This window comes from Rossellomorea sp. y25, assembly GCF_038049935.1.
Taxonomy (GTDB): domain Bacteria; phylum Bacillota; class Bacilli; order Bacillales; family Bacillaceae_B; genus Rossellomorea.
Window position 1 is genome coordinate 3,705,001 of record NZ_CP145886.1, and the last position, 17,272, is coordinate 3,722,272.

Sequence of the window (17,272 nt, forward strand, 5' to 3'; positions counted from 1 at the left end):
CAACAGAGTTTTACGATCCGAAAACCTTCATCACTCACGCGGCGTTGCTCCGTCAGACTTTCGTCCATTGCGGAAGATTCCCTACTGCTGCCTCCCGTAGGAGTCTGGGCCGTGTCTCAGTCCCAGTGTGGCCGATCACCCTCTCAGGTCGGCTACGCATCGTCGCCTTGGTGAGCCGTTACCTCACCAACTAGCTAATGCGCCGCGGGTCCATCTGTAAGTGATAGCAAGAAGCCATCTTTCAACATCTCCTCATGCGAGGAAATGAGTTATCCGGTATTAGCCCCGGTTTCCCGGAGTTATCCCAGTCTTACAGGCAGGTTACCCACGTGTTACTCACCCGTCCGCCGCTGACTGATGGGAGCAAGCTCCCACCAATCCGCTCGACTTGCATGTATTAGGCACGCCGCCAGCGTTCGTCCTGAGCCAGGATCAAACTCTCCGATAAAAGTTTGAATAGCTCTTTAAAAATAAATCTAGAATTAACGTTGACGTATTGTCTTGTTTTGTTCAGTTTTCAAGGTTCAAGGTTTGTCCACTCCGCTCTGAAGCGACTTTATTAATATAACATAACTTTTACTCTCGCGTCAACAACTTTTTTCATTTGTTTTTTCGTAATGGTGTTTGCTGCATCAGCGACGTTTATAAATATAACATGCTGTTAATGTTATTGCAATATATTTTTAAGGAAAACTTTAAAAACTTAATCAACCTCTTCTGTTGTTCTGTTTACCAGTAAACCTCCATATACATTATTACTACGCATTCCTGAAAGGAGATCTATTAATCATGCTTTCTAACGTCGCTTTATCTCTATCATTCATCATGGCTGTGTATCTGTTTGCGTATTCATATGTACAAGCTCTTAAGATAAGCGAAAGCAGTACACCTGTAAGAGGAATGACCTTCATCTTTTCAGTCGTCATGGCGTTTGTGTTTTCTGGTTTTACATACGTATTTTCTTGAGTAAAGGTTCTGTTAACGATTAGTGTTGAGCAATTTAATAAAGGAGTAAAGGAGCGTAATGAACGCTTCTTTACTCCTTTTTAATTCAGGTTCAGCAGCAAACCTTCTTCCTGGTGAGATTCACCACCAATCGTTAATACCTCTTCCTTAATGCGTGTAGGATTAAAGGCATAATAGAAATGTTTGGATGGATTCTCTTTCAACACCCAGATCCACATAGAGTTGTATCCTTGTTTTTTAAGACCTGTAGCGGCAATTTCTAAGAGCTCTTTCCCGATGCCTTTACCTTGATATTCTTCCAGAAGATAAATGGCATATAACTCCCCTTCGTACTCCCCTGAACGCTCTTTCCCAAATGAAACAAAGCCGATGATTTGCCCATCATCCAATTCACATACATACGTATGATGAGATCCGGAAAGGATTTGTACCCACTTTTGTTCTCTTTCTTCTATTGATAAAGACTGAAGATAGTTTTCTGAAACAATTCCTTTGTACGTCGTTCTCCAGCTATGGACGTGTACGTATGCTAACCCGGGTGAGTCTTGAAGGTTTGCTTTTCTAAAGCGGAAGTTCTTCATTCTTTTTCACCTCGTTGACTTTTTGGACCATCTTTTTTAATTTCCTTTCTTCTATTAAGAAGAAGGTAACGCCGATGATTATGACAAGACCTCCAACCACTTGAGTCATCATCACTTTTTCAGCTAAGAGCCAATACGCAAGGATTGATGCTCCGATTGGTTCAAATAGGATGGCCATAGAGATGGTTGAGGTGCTTAACCATTTCAGGGACCAGTTGAATAATGAATGACCTAATAGTGTCGGGATGATGGCAAGCAATAGAAAGTATACCCAATCCTCTTTCGGATACGGCCCAAGGCTTTCGGAACGCATCATGACATATAAGAATAAAACGACTGAGCTGATCGCATAGACCAAATACGTGTAGGTAATGAGGGATAGCCGCTTTCTTATCGTCTGCCCGAATAACAGGTATCCTGTTACAAGAGCGCACGCCACTAAGGCTAAAATATCTCCCCATAGCGCGCTTCCGCTTATTTTAAAATCTCCCCAGCTTATGATGACACTTCCACTAACAGCTAAAACCGCCGAGATGATGGCTCTCCCTGTTAATTTTTCCTGAAAGAACAAGTAAGCCCCGATAAAAGCGAATAATGGCTGCAATGTGACGAGTACCGTAGAACTTGCAACCGAAGTATAATTTAAGGATTCAAACCAGAGTATGAAGTGAAAGGCCAGAAAGACCCCGGCTAAAATTGAAAACATCCAATCTCTCAGAGTAATAACTTTCAGTTCCTTCACATACTTTAAGAAAAATACAGGGGACATTAATAAAACTGTGAAAAACAACCGGTAAAAGGCCAGGACACCTGCTGGTGCACTCGATACTTTCACCAGGATGGCAGAGGTTGATACGGAGATGACTCCGATTGCGAGTAATAGATACGGATTAACCTTTGTGTCTGACATGACAAACCTCCTGATATGTATTCGTTGCTCCTATTTTATAATCAGCAGGGGTAAATTACTACATGAATATTCAGAGATAAACGTAGAACTGGAGGGGGCTTGATGGAGCTATTAGATACGACATTCATGATAAAGCTGGGTGTATCTGCGGTATTAGGGTTAATCATTGGGCTTGAGAGAGAGTTAAAGAGAAAGCCTGTAGGTTTAAAGACGTCTCTCGTTATATGTATCGTGAGCTGTTTATTAACGATTGTCTCTATTGAGTCTGCTTATATTTCGGAGGGATCGGATAAAGTAAATATCACGATGGATCCTTTGCGACTGGCAGCTCAGATTGTTTCAGGGATTGGTTTCTTAGGTGCCGGTGTCATTTTACGAAGAGGGAATGACAGTATTTCCGGGTTAACGACTGCAGCTATGATCTGGGGAGCGGCAGGAATTGGAATTGCTGTTGGAGCAGGCTTCTATATGGAAGCTACGGCTGGTGTGATCCTCTTGATTGTCTCCGTTGAAGTGGTGCCGATTATCATTACGTATTTAGGACCGAAACGATTGCGGGAAAAAGAGCTGTCTTTGCGTGCTACGATATTGGAGAAAAAAGAGATCAAATCGATTATTGAACGAATTAAAGCAGAAGAAATTTCTATTGAAAATATCCGCATCAAAGACTTAAAGAATCAGCAGCACCTTTTAGAATTGAAAATCATTGTGGACTTCAGAAAAAAGACCGTAGACATATACTATACGATTTCAGAAATAGAAGGGATAAAAGATGTGGAAATTGAAAGCTTATAAACGTTAAGGAATGAGGATGCATGAACACCCTCGTTCCTTTTTATTTTTTGTGAAGCTGGAACTTTTTTACACATTCTAAATCTTGGACAACTTCCAGTACTTCATTAAACTGAAGGGCACTTGGAGTTAATATAAGAAGGGAATATTTAAAGGCCTCCACCCCCTCCATTTCATCTCCTTCTTCAATTTGGTATTGAGTGATCTCGATTCCATGCTCATGAAGTGCGTCATTTATAGACGTGATATTCCCTTTCCCCTTTTGCACGGTCAGACTAAGGAGCAGGAGCTTTTTATGCTTCACTTTCTCCTTATAAAAGTTTTCCAGGTTGTTCAAGAAAAATAACGTCACGACGATTACCAGTGTTGTAAAGATAGCTAAATAATACATCCCAATGCCGACTACCAACCCCAAGCCTGCAACAACCCAAATACTGGCGGCAGTGGTTAAACCTCTAACCGTCACGCCTCCATGGACCATAATCGTACCCGCACCAAGAAAGCCGATACCCGAAATAACATAGGAGGGAATCCGACTTGGGTCAAAACCAACCAATTGAGGGTGTTCGTCTAAAAACGGTTCGAATCCATATAGGGAAACAAGCATCAATAAACAGGAGCCGACACCCACAAGAATATGAGTGCGTAAACCAGCCGGGTGATTTTTAAATTCCCTCTCTATACCAATTAAGCCGCTCAGTAGAACGATTAACATAATACGAATAAGAGCAGTGTAAAACTCATCTGGAATCTCCAGATAATCTATCATCTCCATAGCTTTTCCCCTCTCCATCATCTACCTATACTTTTTACCTGGAACGAACCTTTTAAAACGCAAAAATCAAAAAAACCAGGTGGAATTCACCTGGTTCTTTCATGAATCATTTAATCGGCTTCTTTAATAACCCAACCATCACGGCTGTAATAACAGAGCCAATCAGTACTGCTAACAGATATAAGAACGGATTCCCTTCTACTACCAGGAAAACAAATAATCCACCGTGGGGGGCAGGTAAACCAATCCCAAAGAACATCGCTAACGCTCCTGCAACCGCAGAACCAGTCACAATTGAAGGGATGACCCGGAATGGATCGGCTGCAGCAAACGGAATCGCTCCTTCTGTAATAAAAGATGCTCCCATAAAGTATGCCGCGATACCCGCTTTTCGCTCATTATCATTGAACTTCTTCTTGAATATTGTCGTTGCCATGGCCAACCCCAGTGGCGGTACCATTCCACCCGCCATGATGGCGGCATGGGGAGCAAGGTTTCCTCCTTCAATCATGGCAATGCCGAATGTAAAGGCAGCTTTGTTGATCGGACCCCCCATGTCGACTGCCATCATTCCACCAAGAACCAGTCCGAGTAAAATCAGGTTCCCTGTTCCCAGTCCATCCAACCAGTTTTGAATCCCCGTATTCACTGCACTCAGTGGCTCCACAAGGAACTGAAGCATGATGAATCCAGTAATGAAAATCCCCAGCAACGGATAGATCAATACAGGTTTGATTCCTTCCAATGAAGGAGGGAAATTGTTTGTTAAACGCTTGATTCCGAGAACTACATAACCTGCTAAGAAACCGGCAATAATTCCACCTAAGAACCCGCTTTGACCCGTTGCAGCAATCAACCCGCCAATCATACCAGGGGCAAATCCTGGCCGGTCAGCTATACTCATGGCAATGAATCCCGCTAAGACAGGCACCATTAAGTAAAAGGCATTATCTCCGCCGATTTTCATTAGCATGGCTGCAAATTCATTATACTCAGGAGAATCAGGATTCGCTGACTGAATGCCGAATAAGAACGAGATCGCAATCAAGATCCCTCCCCCTACAACGAATGGAAGCATGTTGGAAACACCATTCATCAGATGCTTGTAAAAGCCTGACTTTTGTTTTTTCTCAGGACCAGCATGAGTCTCACCGGATCGCTCTCCACCTTTATATAGAGGCGCATCTTGTTTCATAGCCTGATTCAATAATTCTTCAGGACGCCTAATCGCTTCTGCAACAGGAACTTCAATCACGTGCTTTCCTTTAAAACGATTCATTTCCACTTTCGTATCGGCAGCTACGATTATAGCTACAGCGTTTACAATTTCTTCAGAAGTTAAGACGTTCTTCGCTCCACCGGATCCGTTCGTCTCTACTTTTAGATTTACACCAATTTCTTTCGCTTTGGCTTTCAACGCATCTGCTGCCATATACGTATGAGCAATCCCTGTAGGACATGCCGTTACAGCCAGGACCTTCCCTACGTTTGTGGAAGATTCAGCAGGAATCTCTTCCTCGTCCTCTCGATCATGAACATTAATAATCTCTAAAACTTCTTCTTTTGATGAAGCATTCACTAACGCTTTGCGGACATCGGAGTCCATCAGCATAGAGGAAAGACGGCTTAACGCTTCTAGATGTGTTTGATTGGCCCCTTCTGTTGCTGCAATCATGAAGAACAAATGAGCAGGAGCCCCATCGAGAGATTCATAGTCTACTCCATGTGCTGATTTGCCGAATGCAATGGCAGGTGATTTGACTGCCGATGTTTTCGCGTGAGGAATGGCGATGCCTTCCCCAATACCTGTTGTACTTTGTGCTTCACGATTAAGAATCGCTTGCTTAAATTCTTTAGGGTCCTTTAGCTTCCCGCTTTTATCTAATACGGAAACCAATTCGTCAATGACTCCGGTTTTTGATGTAGAAGATATATTTAGCTGAATCGTATCTTTCGTTAGTAATTCAGTAATTCTCATGTTTGTTCCCCCCTATTTTTTCGTAATCTGAATTTCTTCAAATAAGCTTTCCACTTTATCCGATGAACAAAGACCGATTGAATAAGCCGTGGCAGATCCAGCCGAGGTTCCCAAGCGGAATGCGTCCTCAATGCTCCAGCCCCTTGATAGTCCCGCAAGGAATCCGGCAACGGTTGAATCTCCTGCACCGACCGAGCTTTGCAACTTTCCACTTGGTACGGAAGAATACAATACCTCTTTACCGGTCAGTAAGAGGGCACCTTTTTCCGCCATTGAAACCATCACGTTTTCGACTCCGTAATCCTTCAACTTCTTTCCGTAGTGAACCGCATCATCAACTGACTCAATATTCACATCAAACATCTCACCCAGCTCATGGTGATTCGGTTTGATCAAGAAGGGATTCAAGGAAAGAACTGGCTGAATCAAGTTTTTCTCGGCATCGATAATCACTTTCGTTCCTTGTTCCTTACATTGTTCAGCAATCTCCTGGTAAAATGATTTAGGCACCGATCCAGGTATGCTTCCCGCCAGAACGATCATGTCTTCTTCTGTTAATGATGATATTCGCTGAAGTAACTGCTGTATATGTTCCTCGCTAATCGATGGTCCACTACCGTTGATTTCCGTTTCATCATCAGACTTAACCTTCACGTTAATCCGTGAAGCTTCTTCTACTTCGACAAATTCAGCTTTTATCTTTTCTTTATTTAAAAATTGTTTAATATACTCACCGGTAAATCCTCCTGCAAATCCAAGAGCAACACTTTCTACATTCAGTACATGTAAAACTCGGGAGACATTGATTCCTTTACCTCCGGGAAAAGCACTTTCTTTCTCACTTCGGTTTAGACCTCCTTTTTGAAAGGAGTCAAGTTCCATAATGTAATCCACAGAAGGGTTCAGTGTTAAGGTATAGATCATGGTGTCACAACCTTTATCGTAGTTTGTTTCATTATTGCTGTGTCATGTTCGTCATCCAGTGCGTTCGTTATAATCATGGCTTTATCGAGATCCACAATTTTGCTGAATGCAATTTCTCCAAACTTGGAGTCATCCGTTAAGAACATGGCTTCTCTTGATAATTCAATGGCCATGCGCTTTACTTGAGCCTCCTCGGGGTCCGGAGTCGTGAATCCATATTGAGCATGAACCCCGTTCGCACCCATAAATGCTTTATCAAATCGATACTGGCGTAAGGATTCAACCGCTCCACTCCCGACCATCGCTCTTGTGACAGGCTTTACATATCCACCGATCATATACGTTTTAAATCCTTTTTGGATGAGTGTATCCACATGAGTCAACCCATTCGTTACAACCACAATATCCATCTGCGGAAGGTGGTCGATGAGACTCAATGTTGTCGTGCCTGCATCCAAAAAGATGCAATCCCCCTCTTCTACGAGGGAAGCAGCATACTGACCGATGGACTGCTTTTCATGAAAGCTTTTGGATGATTTTTCAGAAACGCTCAATTCCTTCAATTTCCCTTGAAGCCTTGCAGCTCCACCGTGGATACGTTTCAGAAATTTCTCTTGCTCGAGCTGTGTTAAGTCCCGGCGGATCGTTGACTCAGAAGCGTTCGTAACATCCACAATCTCTTGGATTTTTATCGTATCTTTCTCCTTCAATAAGTCTAAGATGATTCCATGTCGTTCCTCCGTTAACATAGCATTCTCCTACTTTCTCCGTTTCTTGTTACTCTCATTATAATGAGAACGTTTACAAAAATCAATCATTTTTAATCAAAAGTAATCATTTTCTATCATAAATCAATCAAAATCAATCAAACGTTTCTTTATTTATTCTTCTGTTGAATTTCTTCCATTATTCAACTGTTAAATTCGAGCCATTATTCGTCTGTCAAATCCATGCCGATATTTGCCTGTCAAACCCTAACGATTCATTCAACGGTTGAATTCGCCCCCTTCAAAACCCCAACAACCCAACCTCCAAAAAAAACAAGCTCCACCTCACCGAAATCGGTGGATGGAGCTTGCTTAAAGTTACATATTTTATTCGTGATTTTCTTCATTTGAAGCTTCAGGATCTTCTGAGCTTTTTGGATTAGGATTATTATACTGATAATCTGAACGATCTATCGGTTTGTATCCTTGAGGTTTATAGAAGCGAAGTAAATCTTCATAAACCACTTTATCGGAAAGCTCTAAACGTTTGTTCGCTTCCTTACTTGCTTCTTCACATGCCTTATTTCCTTCTTCTACAGGTTGACCTGTTTCGTTATCGTAGCAGACTCCTTTAATTTCAGAGTACTTATCTGTAATGACATCTCCATTACGGAAAGGTACGATTTGCTTGCGCTCTTCAGAAAGCAGGTCCTGACCAAAGCTTAGATAATCTTTTGTCTCTACTCCCAGAAGGTGCATAATCGTAGGGCGAAGATCAATCTGTCCACCGTACGTATGGTTAACTCCACCTTCTGCACCAGAGTTAAGAATCAACAATGGTACTCGTTGCAGCTGAGCACTTTCATAGTTATCCACTTCTTTACCTAATACCTCGGACATCGCCTTATTATGGTTATCAGAAATTCCATAGTGATCACCATAAAGAACGATCATCGTATCTTCATATAAACCTTTTTCTTTCAAATCATTCACAAAGTCTTCCAGTACTTGATCCATGTAGTGAGACGTTTGGAAATATCGATCTACTACACCGTTACCTGTTTCACCCTGAGGGAAATTAGCATCTTCCTCATGGCGGTCAAACGGGAAGTGATTGGATAATGTAATGAATTTTGTGTAGAACGGTTGTTTTAAACTTTCCAGCATCGGAATTGATTCTTCAAAGAACGGCTTATCCTTTAAACCATATGGAAGCTGTTCTTCTGGATTACTCATATCGTAATACGTTGCATCGAAGAACTCGTCATAGCCCATAGAACGATACATCTCAGAACGGTTCCAGAATGTTTTATAGTTACCGTGGAATACCGCTGAAGTATATCCTTCTCCCTTTAGAATCGAAGGAGCTGATTGATACGTGTTGTTAGCATGTGTCATGAATACAGCACCTTGAGGAAGTGGGAATAGTGAGTTTTCAATAATAAACTCAGAATCGGATGTTTTCCCCTGACCTGTTTGATGGAAGAAGTTATCGAAGTACATCGCTTCTTCACTGTCCACCAAAGAGTTCAAGAATGGTGTAACTTCCTCTCCATTTAGCTCTCTGCCAATCATAAATGTCTGCAGTGATTCCATGGAGATGTAGATAACGTTTTTCCCTTTTGCTTTACCAAAGTATTCAGGATTTGGTTCTACTTTATTTGCTTTTACGTAATTTTCAACTTCTGAAACTTCATTACTGTCGGCCAAAGCTCGTTTAGCAGACGTTTTGGAGTTTTGAACAATATCATAAATCGTAAAGTTGTGAGTTCCAAGATACTTCACTAGATAGTTACGGTCAAAACTGCGAGTCAATAATTCAGGACGATCAATGTTCGCTAAGCCTAAATTCAATAAGAACACAAGGACTGCAGATGTCATGACCGCGAACACTGAACGGAAACGCAATTTCTCCTGTGGCTTCACTTTCTTAAGAACCATCAATCCAATGATAATGAATAGATCCAGGAAATACAGAATATCTAATGGACTGATTAATTCAAGTGCACTGCCACCAAGACCGTTATTCGTTTTTGCCTGTAAAATAACAGGCACTGTAATAAAGTCATTAAAGAATCGGTAGTACACGACGTTCGCGTATAGAACGAAGGACATTAACAAATTAATAACGATAAACGCAATATATCTCCCTTTGCCCTTCCAGAATAATGCGAAGGCAAAGAATAATAGGGCAGAACTTAATGGGTTAAAAAATAAAAGAAAATGCTGAAGCGCATTTTGTATTCCCAGGTTAAATTCAGCTAAATATACGGCATAAGTCTTAATCCAAAATAGTATAACGACTGTAAAGAAGAACGATAACTTCCCAGTACGCATATCATCAAACTGTCTTTTTAAGAAGTTCATGCTTCATCACCTTTTTTATTAGTATTTATTTAGAACATGTATGACTGAAAGTTTATTAAGAATTTGTTTAGCAAATGTAAATTCATTTGAATCAACAACGAGTATTATAACAAAAAATAATTTCATGTGTATAACAATTTGTTGTGAATCGTAACAAAAATATTTCATGAAAATTCGACATTCCGTAACAAACAAGGCAGGAAAGCTTGAGCTGTCAAGGCTTTGTCCATTTTGAACAATTCGTGAACGCCCCATACTTTCCCAATCCTGTGGATATATATACTAAAAATGTTAATAGTGATTTAAGATTGTTTGCTCAGTGTAAACTTATTCCCCGGAATCCATTTAATCAAACACAAAAAACGATGAAATTTTTACCATATCAATCATCTTGCTTCCTATACTATTATGCTCAAATCTTTTTCATTTTTACCCTTTGAAACTCAGCCTGTCCCGGTTGATCAGGTTTCTTAGTTAATGGACGATAGGCTGATTTAAATTTCTTCCTATAGTAGGATTGCCCGCTATTGGATTGGACATATCCTTCGATCATCAACGAGACCGATAACATTGTTGCCGAAAAGAAAAGAATCGGTGTCAGTGGAACCCACGGTGCTCCCTGAAGGTACCTGAAGGAGTCCCCGATCATTCCCGACCATTCATAGGTGATGGATCTTGGAGGGTCATTGATCAATTGATAGTCTACATCGGTTCCACCAAGGAACAGGGTTAATAATCCTAAATGAATAAAAATGATAAGAGCTTGCATGAATTGCTGACCCAGCAAAATGACAAGCTTCTCTTTCATCCCGGGCAGAATGTGTTTAAAGATGATTCGCCACTTTCCTGCACCCAGAGTTTTCGCGCTCATGATAAAGTCATGTTTATAAAGCAAAGAGACTTCATTGCCAATCAGAGCTGACAATATGGGCACAATAAGTAAGGTCAAGATCAGTATCTCAAGGATGAAACGTTCCACAATCGAATTAGGAAAACCTTCAAACGGTTCCCAAAGGATCGGTTCCAACAAAAAATACGCGAGGATCGTCAAGGGGATGTAATGGAAAGAATCAATCCAGCCATTAACGTACTTCTTATACTTCACAAGAAACGTCCCAAGGACCAACCCGAGTGGGATCGCTAAAAACACACGTAAGAAGGCGATCACTAATGCCGTTAGAATTGTATACTTGGCACCAATAATGATTTTTCCGAGCATGTCAAGCCCCAGGGGGTCCGTTCCAAATGGGAAAGACCATTTTGGTGAAATTGGAGAAGATTCCACTACAACACCCTCAACAGAAATAAAATACAATCTCCGCACTTCATTCCCCCACATAATTGAATAGACAAAACTGGAGGTAAGCATGAATGCGATAAATGTAAATCCAATAAGAAAGAGCGGGTTCTTCCAAACATTTTTCTTCATATTATATTTCCTCCCCCTTATTGGCTTTTTTAGAAAGGACCATTTCTCCCAACGTGTAAAAGACAAACAGAGGAATGAATATAGAAAGAATGGCGATTGTAAACATTTTCGGCTGCAGAGTCGACATTAAGAAACGAGTTATCCCCGTTATATTAAATAGGAGCTCCAGCACAAATAAATTGGAGAGCATAAACCAGACGGTCTTCTTTGATTGAAAGAACACGGAAACGACAGCGTTTCTTAAAATCTGAAACGTCAATATCACCAGTTTCCCCAGTCCAATGGATCGAGCCAGGGTCACATAGTCTTTGCTTTCTTCACTTTCAAATGAAAGAATCGAAATCCTGAACAGCTGAACTGTAGGTAAAATCGCCAATACGAGCACAGGTAATAGAAATGCGCGTTCAGTGGCGACTGATGCAATTTCAAAAAACAGGATGCCCGTTTGCTTATACAGGGAGAGTACAAATAACTGCGAAAGCAAAATAACCAGAACATCCGGCATCGATTCGATCAAATAAAGGGTGAACTTGATTCGGTCTCTGTTTCTTTGAGAAAACAACATGGTGAGGATCGTGAGGAGAATACTTAAGAAGCATGCCAGAAGAAAAGCAGAAAACAAAACGAGTAACGAATAGGAAATCGGGTCCCATATATAAGGAAATAAATCGCGTTCCAGCTGCCCTCCGATAATGATATAGGTTAAATCCCCCGGATGAAACAAGGCATAAATGATATCTTTAACAGATTGCACATATGCCTGCAACCTCAATTCACGATGACCTATTCCTGAAAGGAGCACGGGCAGTCCGCCTATTAAAATAATGCCTATGATTGATAAGAAGAATTTGAGTAAAATACCACCGATTACTCTCAATGGATTGTCCCCCTGTAGGAATGATTAGTTTTAATAGTATCATAGGACGGTGCATATTATACATTATTTTCCTGTTTTTTCACAATTCCCTATACTCCTTAAAAAAAATGACCGAAATCCCCTAAAAGGACTTCGGTCGTTTCTTCTTTACACTCTCGAAAGTTTATTCAACACAAATTTTTCAACGACTTCCGCTACTCCGTCCTCCATATTAGAGGCCGCAACGTAGTCCGCTTTTGCTTTTATATCCTGAGGAGCGTTGCCCATGGCGACACCCAGCCCTGCAAATTCGATCATGGCAAGATCGTTGTAGCTGTCCCCTATGGCAATGACCTCTTCCGCTTTAATGCCCATCGGCTTGATCAGATAGTCGAGGCTTGCTCCTTTTGTCACTCCAAGCTGTGTAAACTCCAAGAAGAATGGTTTGGAGCGCATCACACTCAGTTCACCTTCCAGTTCGGTTTGAAGTTTTTTCTCGACTTCCACCAATCGATCGGCTTCTTTTAACATGAGTGCCTTCACAACAGGCTCCTTAATTGCTTCTTTAAAGTTCGGAACCACCTTTACAGGCAGCCCTGTCAATTCACTTTCAATAGAAGCATATTCACTTGTTTCTTCTACGACAATCGCATCATCAGCATAAGTCAGAATCCCTACATCTTCCCGTTTACTCAAATCATATAAGCGATGAGCGGTTTCGGCTGATAGAGTTCGACTGTATTTCTCTTCGTTTGTCTTGCAATCTATTATTTTCGATCCATTGAAAGAAAGAATATAGCTTCCGTATCGGTCCAGCTTCAGTTCTTTTGCAACCCACTTCATCCCAAACGTGGGGCGGCCGGATGCCAGGACAACTTTCACTCCAGCTTCCTGCGCTTGAAGTAAAGCATCTTTTGTACGACCCGAAATCGTTTGGTCATCTCGTAATAATGTATCATCTAAGTCCAGTACAATCATTTTATAAGTCATAATGAAAAATCCTTTCAGGAAATCTGATTTATATTATCTTACTATAACATCTATCTTTTAGTATGAAAAAGAAAATAGACCACCGAATCGGCAGTCTATTTCAAGTTTACATGGTCCAGATCCCATTTTCTAATGGTAAAACCAGCCTGGTTTGAAGCTCCGAATACTACAGCATCAGTGTTTGGTGATGGATAGAACCGGGCTGTAAACGTTTCTTCTCCTCCATTTATAAATACTTCAATGGAAGAAGTGTCGACAAACACTCTTAATGAATTCAATTTCTCCACTTTACATTGCCGCTTCTCTACCACTCCATTTACATAGCTTTTGCGCTCAAGAGTCACCATCTGTTCCCCGATAGAATAAACGAGTCTGCCTCCATCTCCAATGGAAAGATCAAACCACCCTTCAGATAAGGACAAATCCTCGATCTCCAATTCAAACGCTTTTCCGTTTACGCCACTGAGTTCGCGGCATTCTTTATCCAATTCAACCTCGTGTTCTATAGCTTCTCCGGCTCTTAAATCCCGCAATTCTACAAGAGGAACCTGTCTCACCTTACCGTTCACAAGCTTCAGCTCACGAGGCAAGGTCATTGTATGAAGCCATTTATGTTCAATGGTGGGATGATCCTGTTCATTTTGATCTGGTACACTCATCCAGGCAAATAGAATACGGCGGCCCTTGTCATCGATTGTCGTTTGTGGTGCATAGAAGTCGAAGCCGCGATCCAATTCTTCGAAATCGCCATGTTCAAACCTTCCTGCAGCTGAATCAAAATGTCCGGCAACATAGCCTGCCTGATACACATTTTGATACTTCATTCCGGAAGCTTCTATTCCCTGCGGCGAGAAAATTAGGATGTCCTGATCTTCTAACCTGAACAAATCGGGACATTCAAACATATAACCGAAGTCAGCAAGTTTGCCCACGCCTCCACCTGCAAGGACGCTCCGATACTCCCAATCAATTAGATCATGCGATTGCAACAAAGCGACTGCTCCTTTTAACTCTGTCGTCTGTGCACCTACAACCATAAAAAATGCTCCATCCTGTTCCCACACTTTTGGATCGCGGAAATGGGCGGTAAATCCTTCCGGCAAGTGAACGACGGGACCTTTTTTGTCAAAATGAATACTGTCTTCCGAGAGTGCTAAGCACTGATAGGATTCCCGATTCCCTTCCTTGTCCTTCACGTTCCCTGTATAGTACGCATAGATTTTCCCGTCATGCTCGATGGCACTTCCGGAATAACAACCATTTTTCTCATACCATTCTGCAGGCGTGAGGGCGATGTCTTCATGCGTCCAGTTCACTAAGTCCCTTGACGAGTAATGCCCCCAGAACTTCGCACCATGTCCTGTTTTAAAGGGCATCCACTGGTAATATAAGTGATAGACCCCTTTGAATTGGATAAATCCATTCGGGTCATTCAATAGTCCCACAGGTGGCATGAGGTGATAATGAAGGCGGTAGGGATCCTGCTCTACAATACCCTTATGCTTTTCCATTTCTTCATATACTTCTTGTCGAAGCTGTTCATCTTTGGTCATCGTATCTCACCTTTCCTTAGATGATGGTTTACTTCTTCTAAAGTAGGTAGAGCCGTCATCGCCCCTTTTGTTGAGGCAGCAAGTGCACCGGATATGGCTGCAAACCGGGCCATGCGGGCTGCTTCTTCTATTGATAAGGATTCAATATTCCCTTTGTATTCATGTAGAGAATAGAGAATCCCGGATACAAACGCATCCCCGGCCCCGGTTGTATCCACTGCTTTCACCTTCATGGCAGGTACGTACTGTCGAGCATCTCCTACATACACAATGCTTCCTTCTGCCCCCATCGTGATAATCAAGAAAGGAATATTGTATGATTTTAGTTTCGCTACCCCTGCTTCAATCTCTCTTTCACCAGTAATAAATTCGAGTTCTTCCTCAGAAATTTTCAAAACATCCGCTTCAGATAACATGCTCTTAATCGTTTCTCGGGCATTTTCCTCAGAATCCCATAATCCTAATCGTAAATTGGGATCATACGAAACCAGTAAACCATTCTCTTTCGCCACTTTCACAGCATGTTGCGTCGCTTCTTTCGCCGGAGAGCTGATCATGGAGATGGAACCAAAGTGAAGGATTTTATGGGAAACGAAATCCTCTTCGTCTATATCATTTACTTGGAGGAATCGGTCGGCACTCGGATCAATGTAAAAGTCAAAGCTGCGCTCTCCGTCTTCTCCATTGGTTACAAATACCACTCCCGAACGGACATCAGGAGTTAAAAGCATTTGATTGGTCCGAACACCATATTCCTGAAGAGTCTCTTGCAGGAACCTCCCTAATACATCAGCTCCCACTTTCCCTAAAAAGGTAGATCTCGCGCCTAATCTAGCAAGTCCAACAGCCACATTGGCGGGAGCTCCTCCGGGACTTTTTTGATAGGTAGTATTTTGTTCATCTAAAGGGATGAAGTCTATCAGTGCTTCTCCCAGTGAGATAATTCCCTGTTTCATATCGAGTTCCTCCTCGTTCCATTCGCTTCTACTTTAAATATAGCAAATCCTTACTAGTCAGGTGACTAGTAAGGATAAAGATTTCTATTTTGCTTCTTCTTTCCAACCCAGTAATAAGGTTGCTGCAAATGCGCCTGCTACAGCGATGACAAATCCGATACCATAATTAAGTGGGTCTTGAGCGATCGCAAACATCGGAATACCCGTCAGTCCAATCCCGTTGGCCATCACTTGAGTGAATACCACGTAAGCTCCTCCAAGTGCTCCACCGATGGCTGCTCCAATAAACGGGCGGCGATACTTTAAGTTAACCCCGAAGATTGCCGGTTCTGTAATTCCCAGGAAAGCTGAAACGGCTGCAGGTACAGCAATTTCCTTCGTTTTCTTATTTTTCGTTTTAAAGAAGACGGCGAGTGTTGCCCCACCTTGTGCAACGTTGGCCATTGCCCAAATTGGCAGCAAATAGTTTCCGCCGATGTTTGATAACAGCTCAGCTTCAATGGCATGAAAGCTGTGATGAACACCTGTTAATACGATGGTTGAATACAATCCACCGAAGATCAGTCCCGCTATCGGACCGGCTGTATTGTATACAACATCGAGAACCGTTGTGATTCCGTTACCGAGGACTCTTCCAAGTGGTCCAACGATAAGCAGGGCGGTAAATCCTGTGAAAATGACCGTTAAGAACGGTGTCACCAACAAATCAACGGTATTTGGTACAATTTTGCGTAAGCTTTTTTCAATCTTCGCCATTAAGTAAACGGTTAATAGTACAGGAATAACCGTCCCTTGGTACCCAAGCATTTCAACGCCGAATCCGAAGAAATCAAGAGTGTCCGGCTGGGCATCGGCAAGACCCCATGGATTCAGTAATGCCGGGTGGGTCATGATCCCCCCGATGACAGCACCTAAGTAACCATTCGCGCCAAATTCTTTCGCTGCACTCATCCCGATCAAGATCGGTAAAATGATGAAGGCAGCAGAAGAGAACATGTCCAGCATCACGAATAGACCGCTTTCAGGATCTACCCATTTATACGTTCTCATCAGACCAAGGAGCCCCATTAACATACCAGCCGCTACGATTGCAGGGATGATGGGTACAAATATGTTTGACAATGTACGTGCAAAACGGGCAAATGGGTTCATCTTCCGTTTGGCTGCATCGCTGTGAGACTCCCCCGTTGGTGACCTATCTTCAACTGATGCTCCAACAAGAGGGCCGAAATGTTCAAATACTTTGTTTACATTCCCTGTCCCGAATATGATCTGGAACTGACCGGAGCTTGAGAATGCCCCCTTCACACCATCCAATTCCTCGATGGCGCTCTTTTCTATCTGACTTTCGTCGTCAATCACGAGACGCAGACGCGTCGCACAATGAGTAGCGCTTACAACATTATTCTTTCCGCCCAATAACGGGACAAGCTGTTCTGCCACTTCACGATAGTTCATCATGAATCCCTCCTGTTTCTTTGAAAATAT

The 17,272-nt window shown here is 42.1% G+C and carries 15 protein-coding genes and 1 rRNA gene (1 of these 16 cut by a window edge); 2 read left to right on the plus strand and 14 right to left on the minus strand.

What is annotated here, in order from left to right; genetic code table 11:
* Window positions 1-448, minus strand: a 16S ribosomal RNA gene (locus AAEM60_RS18715) (it extends 1,104 nt beyond the left edge of the window).
* A gap of 341 nt (window positions 449-789) precedes the next feature.
* Here AAEM60_RS18715 and AAEM60_RS18720 point away from each other — a divergent pair.
* On the plus strand, window positions 790-966 hold the full coding sequence (locus AAEM60_RS18720; RefSeq protein ID WP_299743960.1) for a hypothetical protein: 177 nt from the start codon (window positions 790-792) through the stop codon (window positions 964-966).
* A gap of 80 nt (window positions 967-1,046) precedes the next feature.
* Here AAEM60_RS18720 and AAEM60_RS18725 read toward each other — a convergent pair whose 3' ends face one another.
* A complete protein-coding gene (locus tag AAEM60_RS18725; protein WP_299743958.1) occupies window positions 1,047-1,547 on the minus strand; it encodes a GNAT family N-acetyltransferase in 501 nt (166 codons plus the stop codon).
* Window positions 1,528-2,457, minus strand: a complete 930-nt coding sequence (locus tag AAEM60_RS18730) for a DMT family transporter (protein ID WP_341356862.1) — start codon at window positions 2,455-2,457, stop codon at window positions 1,528-1,530. The genes AAEM60_RS18725 and AAEM60_RS18730 overlap by 20 nt, the downstream gene beginning before the upstream one ends.
* A 102-nt stretch (window positions 2,458-2,559) precedes the next feature.
* Between AAEM60_RS18730 and AAEM60_RS18735 the strand changes: the two genes are divergently transcribed.
* Window positions 2,560-3,252: an MgtC/SapB family protein gene (locus AAEM60_RS18735; protein WP_113968801.1), complete on the plus strand. Its 693-nt coding sequence runs from the start codon at window positions 2,560-2,562 to the stop codon at window positions 3,250-3,252.
* Window positions 3,253-3,292: 40 nt separating this feature from the next.
* On the opposite strand, the gene AAEM60_RS18740 is transcribed toward AAEM60_RS18735, so the two are convergent.
* The 11 genes from AAEM60_RS18740 to AAEM60_RS18790 all read right to left on the minus strand — a co-directional run bounded on the left by AAEM60_RS18740 (window position 3,293) and on the right by AAEM60_RS18790 (window position 17,242).
* A complete protein-coding gene (locus AAEM60_RS18740) occupies window positions 3,293-4,018 on the minus strand; it encodes an MgtC/SapB family protein (protein WP_341358022.1) in 726 nt (241 codons plus the stop codon).
* Between the two features lie 112 nt (window positions 4,019-4,130).
* Window positions 4,131-6,002 (minus strand): fructose-specific PTS transporter subunit EIIC, encoded by a 1,872-nt coding sequence (locus AAEM60_RS18745; RefSeq protein ID WP_341356863.1) that lies wholly within the window; start codon window positions 6,000-6,002, stop codon window positions 4,131-4,133.
* A gap of 12 nt (window positions 6,003-6,014) precedes the next feature.
* Entirely contained in the window at window positions 6,015-6,926 is a 912-nt protein-coding gene (pfkB, locus tag AAEM60_RS18750; RefSeq protein ID WP_299743943.1) for a 1-phosphofructokinase, read from the minus strand.
* A complete protein-coding gene (locus AAEM60_RS18755; protein WP_299743940.1) occupies window positions 6,923-7,675 on the minus strand; it encodes a DeoR/GlpR family DNA-binding transcription regulator in 753 nt (250 codons plus the stop codon). The genes pfkB and AAEM60_RS18755 overlap by 4 nt, the downstream gene beginning before the upstream one ends.
* Window positions 7,676-8,020: 345 nt before the next feature.
* Complete coding sequence (locus AAEM60_RS18760) at window positions 8,021-10,000, minus strand: LTA synthase family protein (protein ID WP_299743937.1); 1,980 nt, start codon at window positions 9,998-10,000, stop codon at window positions 8,021-8,023.
* A gap of 412 nt (window positions 10,001-10,412) precedes the next feature.
* Window positions 10,413-11,429 carry an ABC transporter permease subunit gene (locus tag AAEM60_RS18765; RefSeq protein ID WP_341356864.1) on the minus strand — a complete coding sequence of 339 codons (1,017 nt, stop codon included), beginning with the start codon at window positions 11,427-11,429 and terminating at the stop codon, window positions 10,413-10,415.
* Between the two features lies 1 nt (window position 11,430).
* Complete coding sequence (locus AAEM60_RS18770; protein WP_341356865.1) at window positions 11,431-12,306, minus strand: ABC transporter permease subunit; 876 nt, start codon at window positions 12,304-12,306, stop codon at window positions 11,431-11,433.
* Between the two features lie 147 nt (window positions 12,307-12,453).
* Window positions 12,454-13,275, minus strand: a complete 822-nt coding sequence (locus tag AAEM60_RS18775; protein WP_299743929.1) for a Cof-type HAD-IIB family hydrolase — start codon at window positions 13,273-13,275, stop codon at window positions 12,454-12,456.
* 95 nt (window positions 13,276-13,370) lie between these two features.
* Window positions 13,371-14,828, minus strand: coding sequence for a sucrose-6-phosphate hydrolase (locus AAEM60_RS18780; protein WP_341356866.1), 1,458 nt, complete (start codon window positions 14,826-14,828; stop codon window positions 13,371-13,373).
* Window positions 14,825-15,784 carry an aminoimidazole riboside kinase gene (locus AAEM60_RS18785; protein ID WP_299743924.1) on the minus strand — a complete coding sequence of 320 codons (960 nt, stop codon included), beginning with the start codon at window positions 15,782-15,784 and terminating at the stop codon, window positions 14,825-14,827. Before AAEM60_RS18785 ends, AAEM60_RS18780 begins: the two co-directional genes overlap by 4 nt.
* 84 nt (window positions 15,785-15,868) lie before the next feature.
* The gene (locus AAEM60_RS18790) at window positions 15,869-17,242 is read right to left on the minus strand and encodes a sucrose-specific PTS transporter subunit IIBC (RefSeq protein ID WP_299744043.1); all 1,374 of its coding nucleotides are present in this window, start codon (window positions 17,240-17,242) and stop codon (window positions 15,869-15,871) included.
* Between the last annotated feature and the right edge of the window lie 30 nt (window positions 17,243-17,272).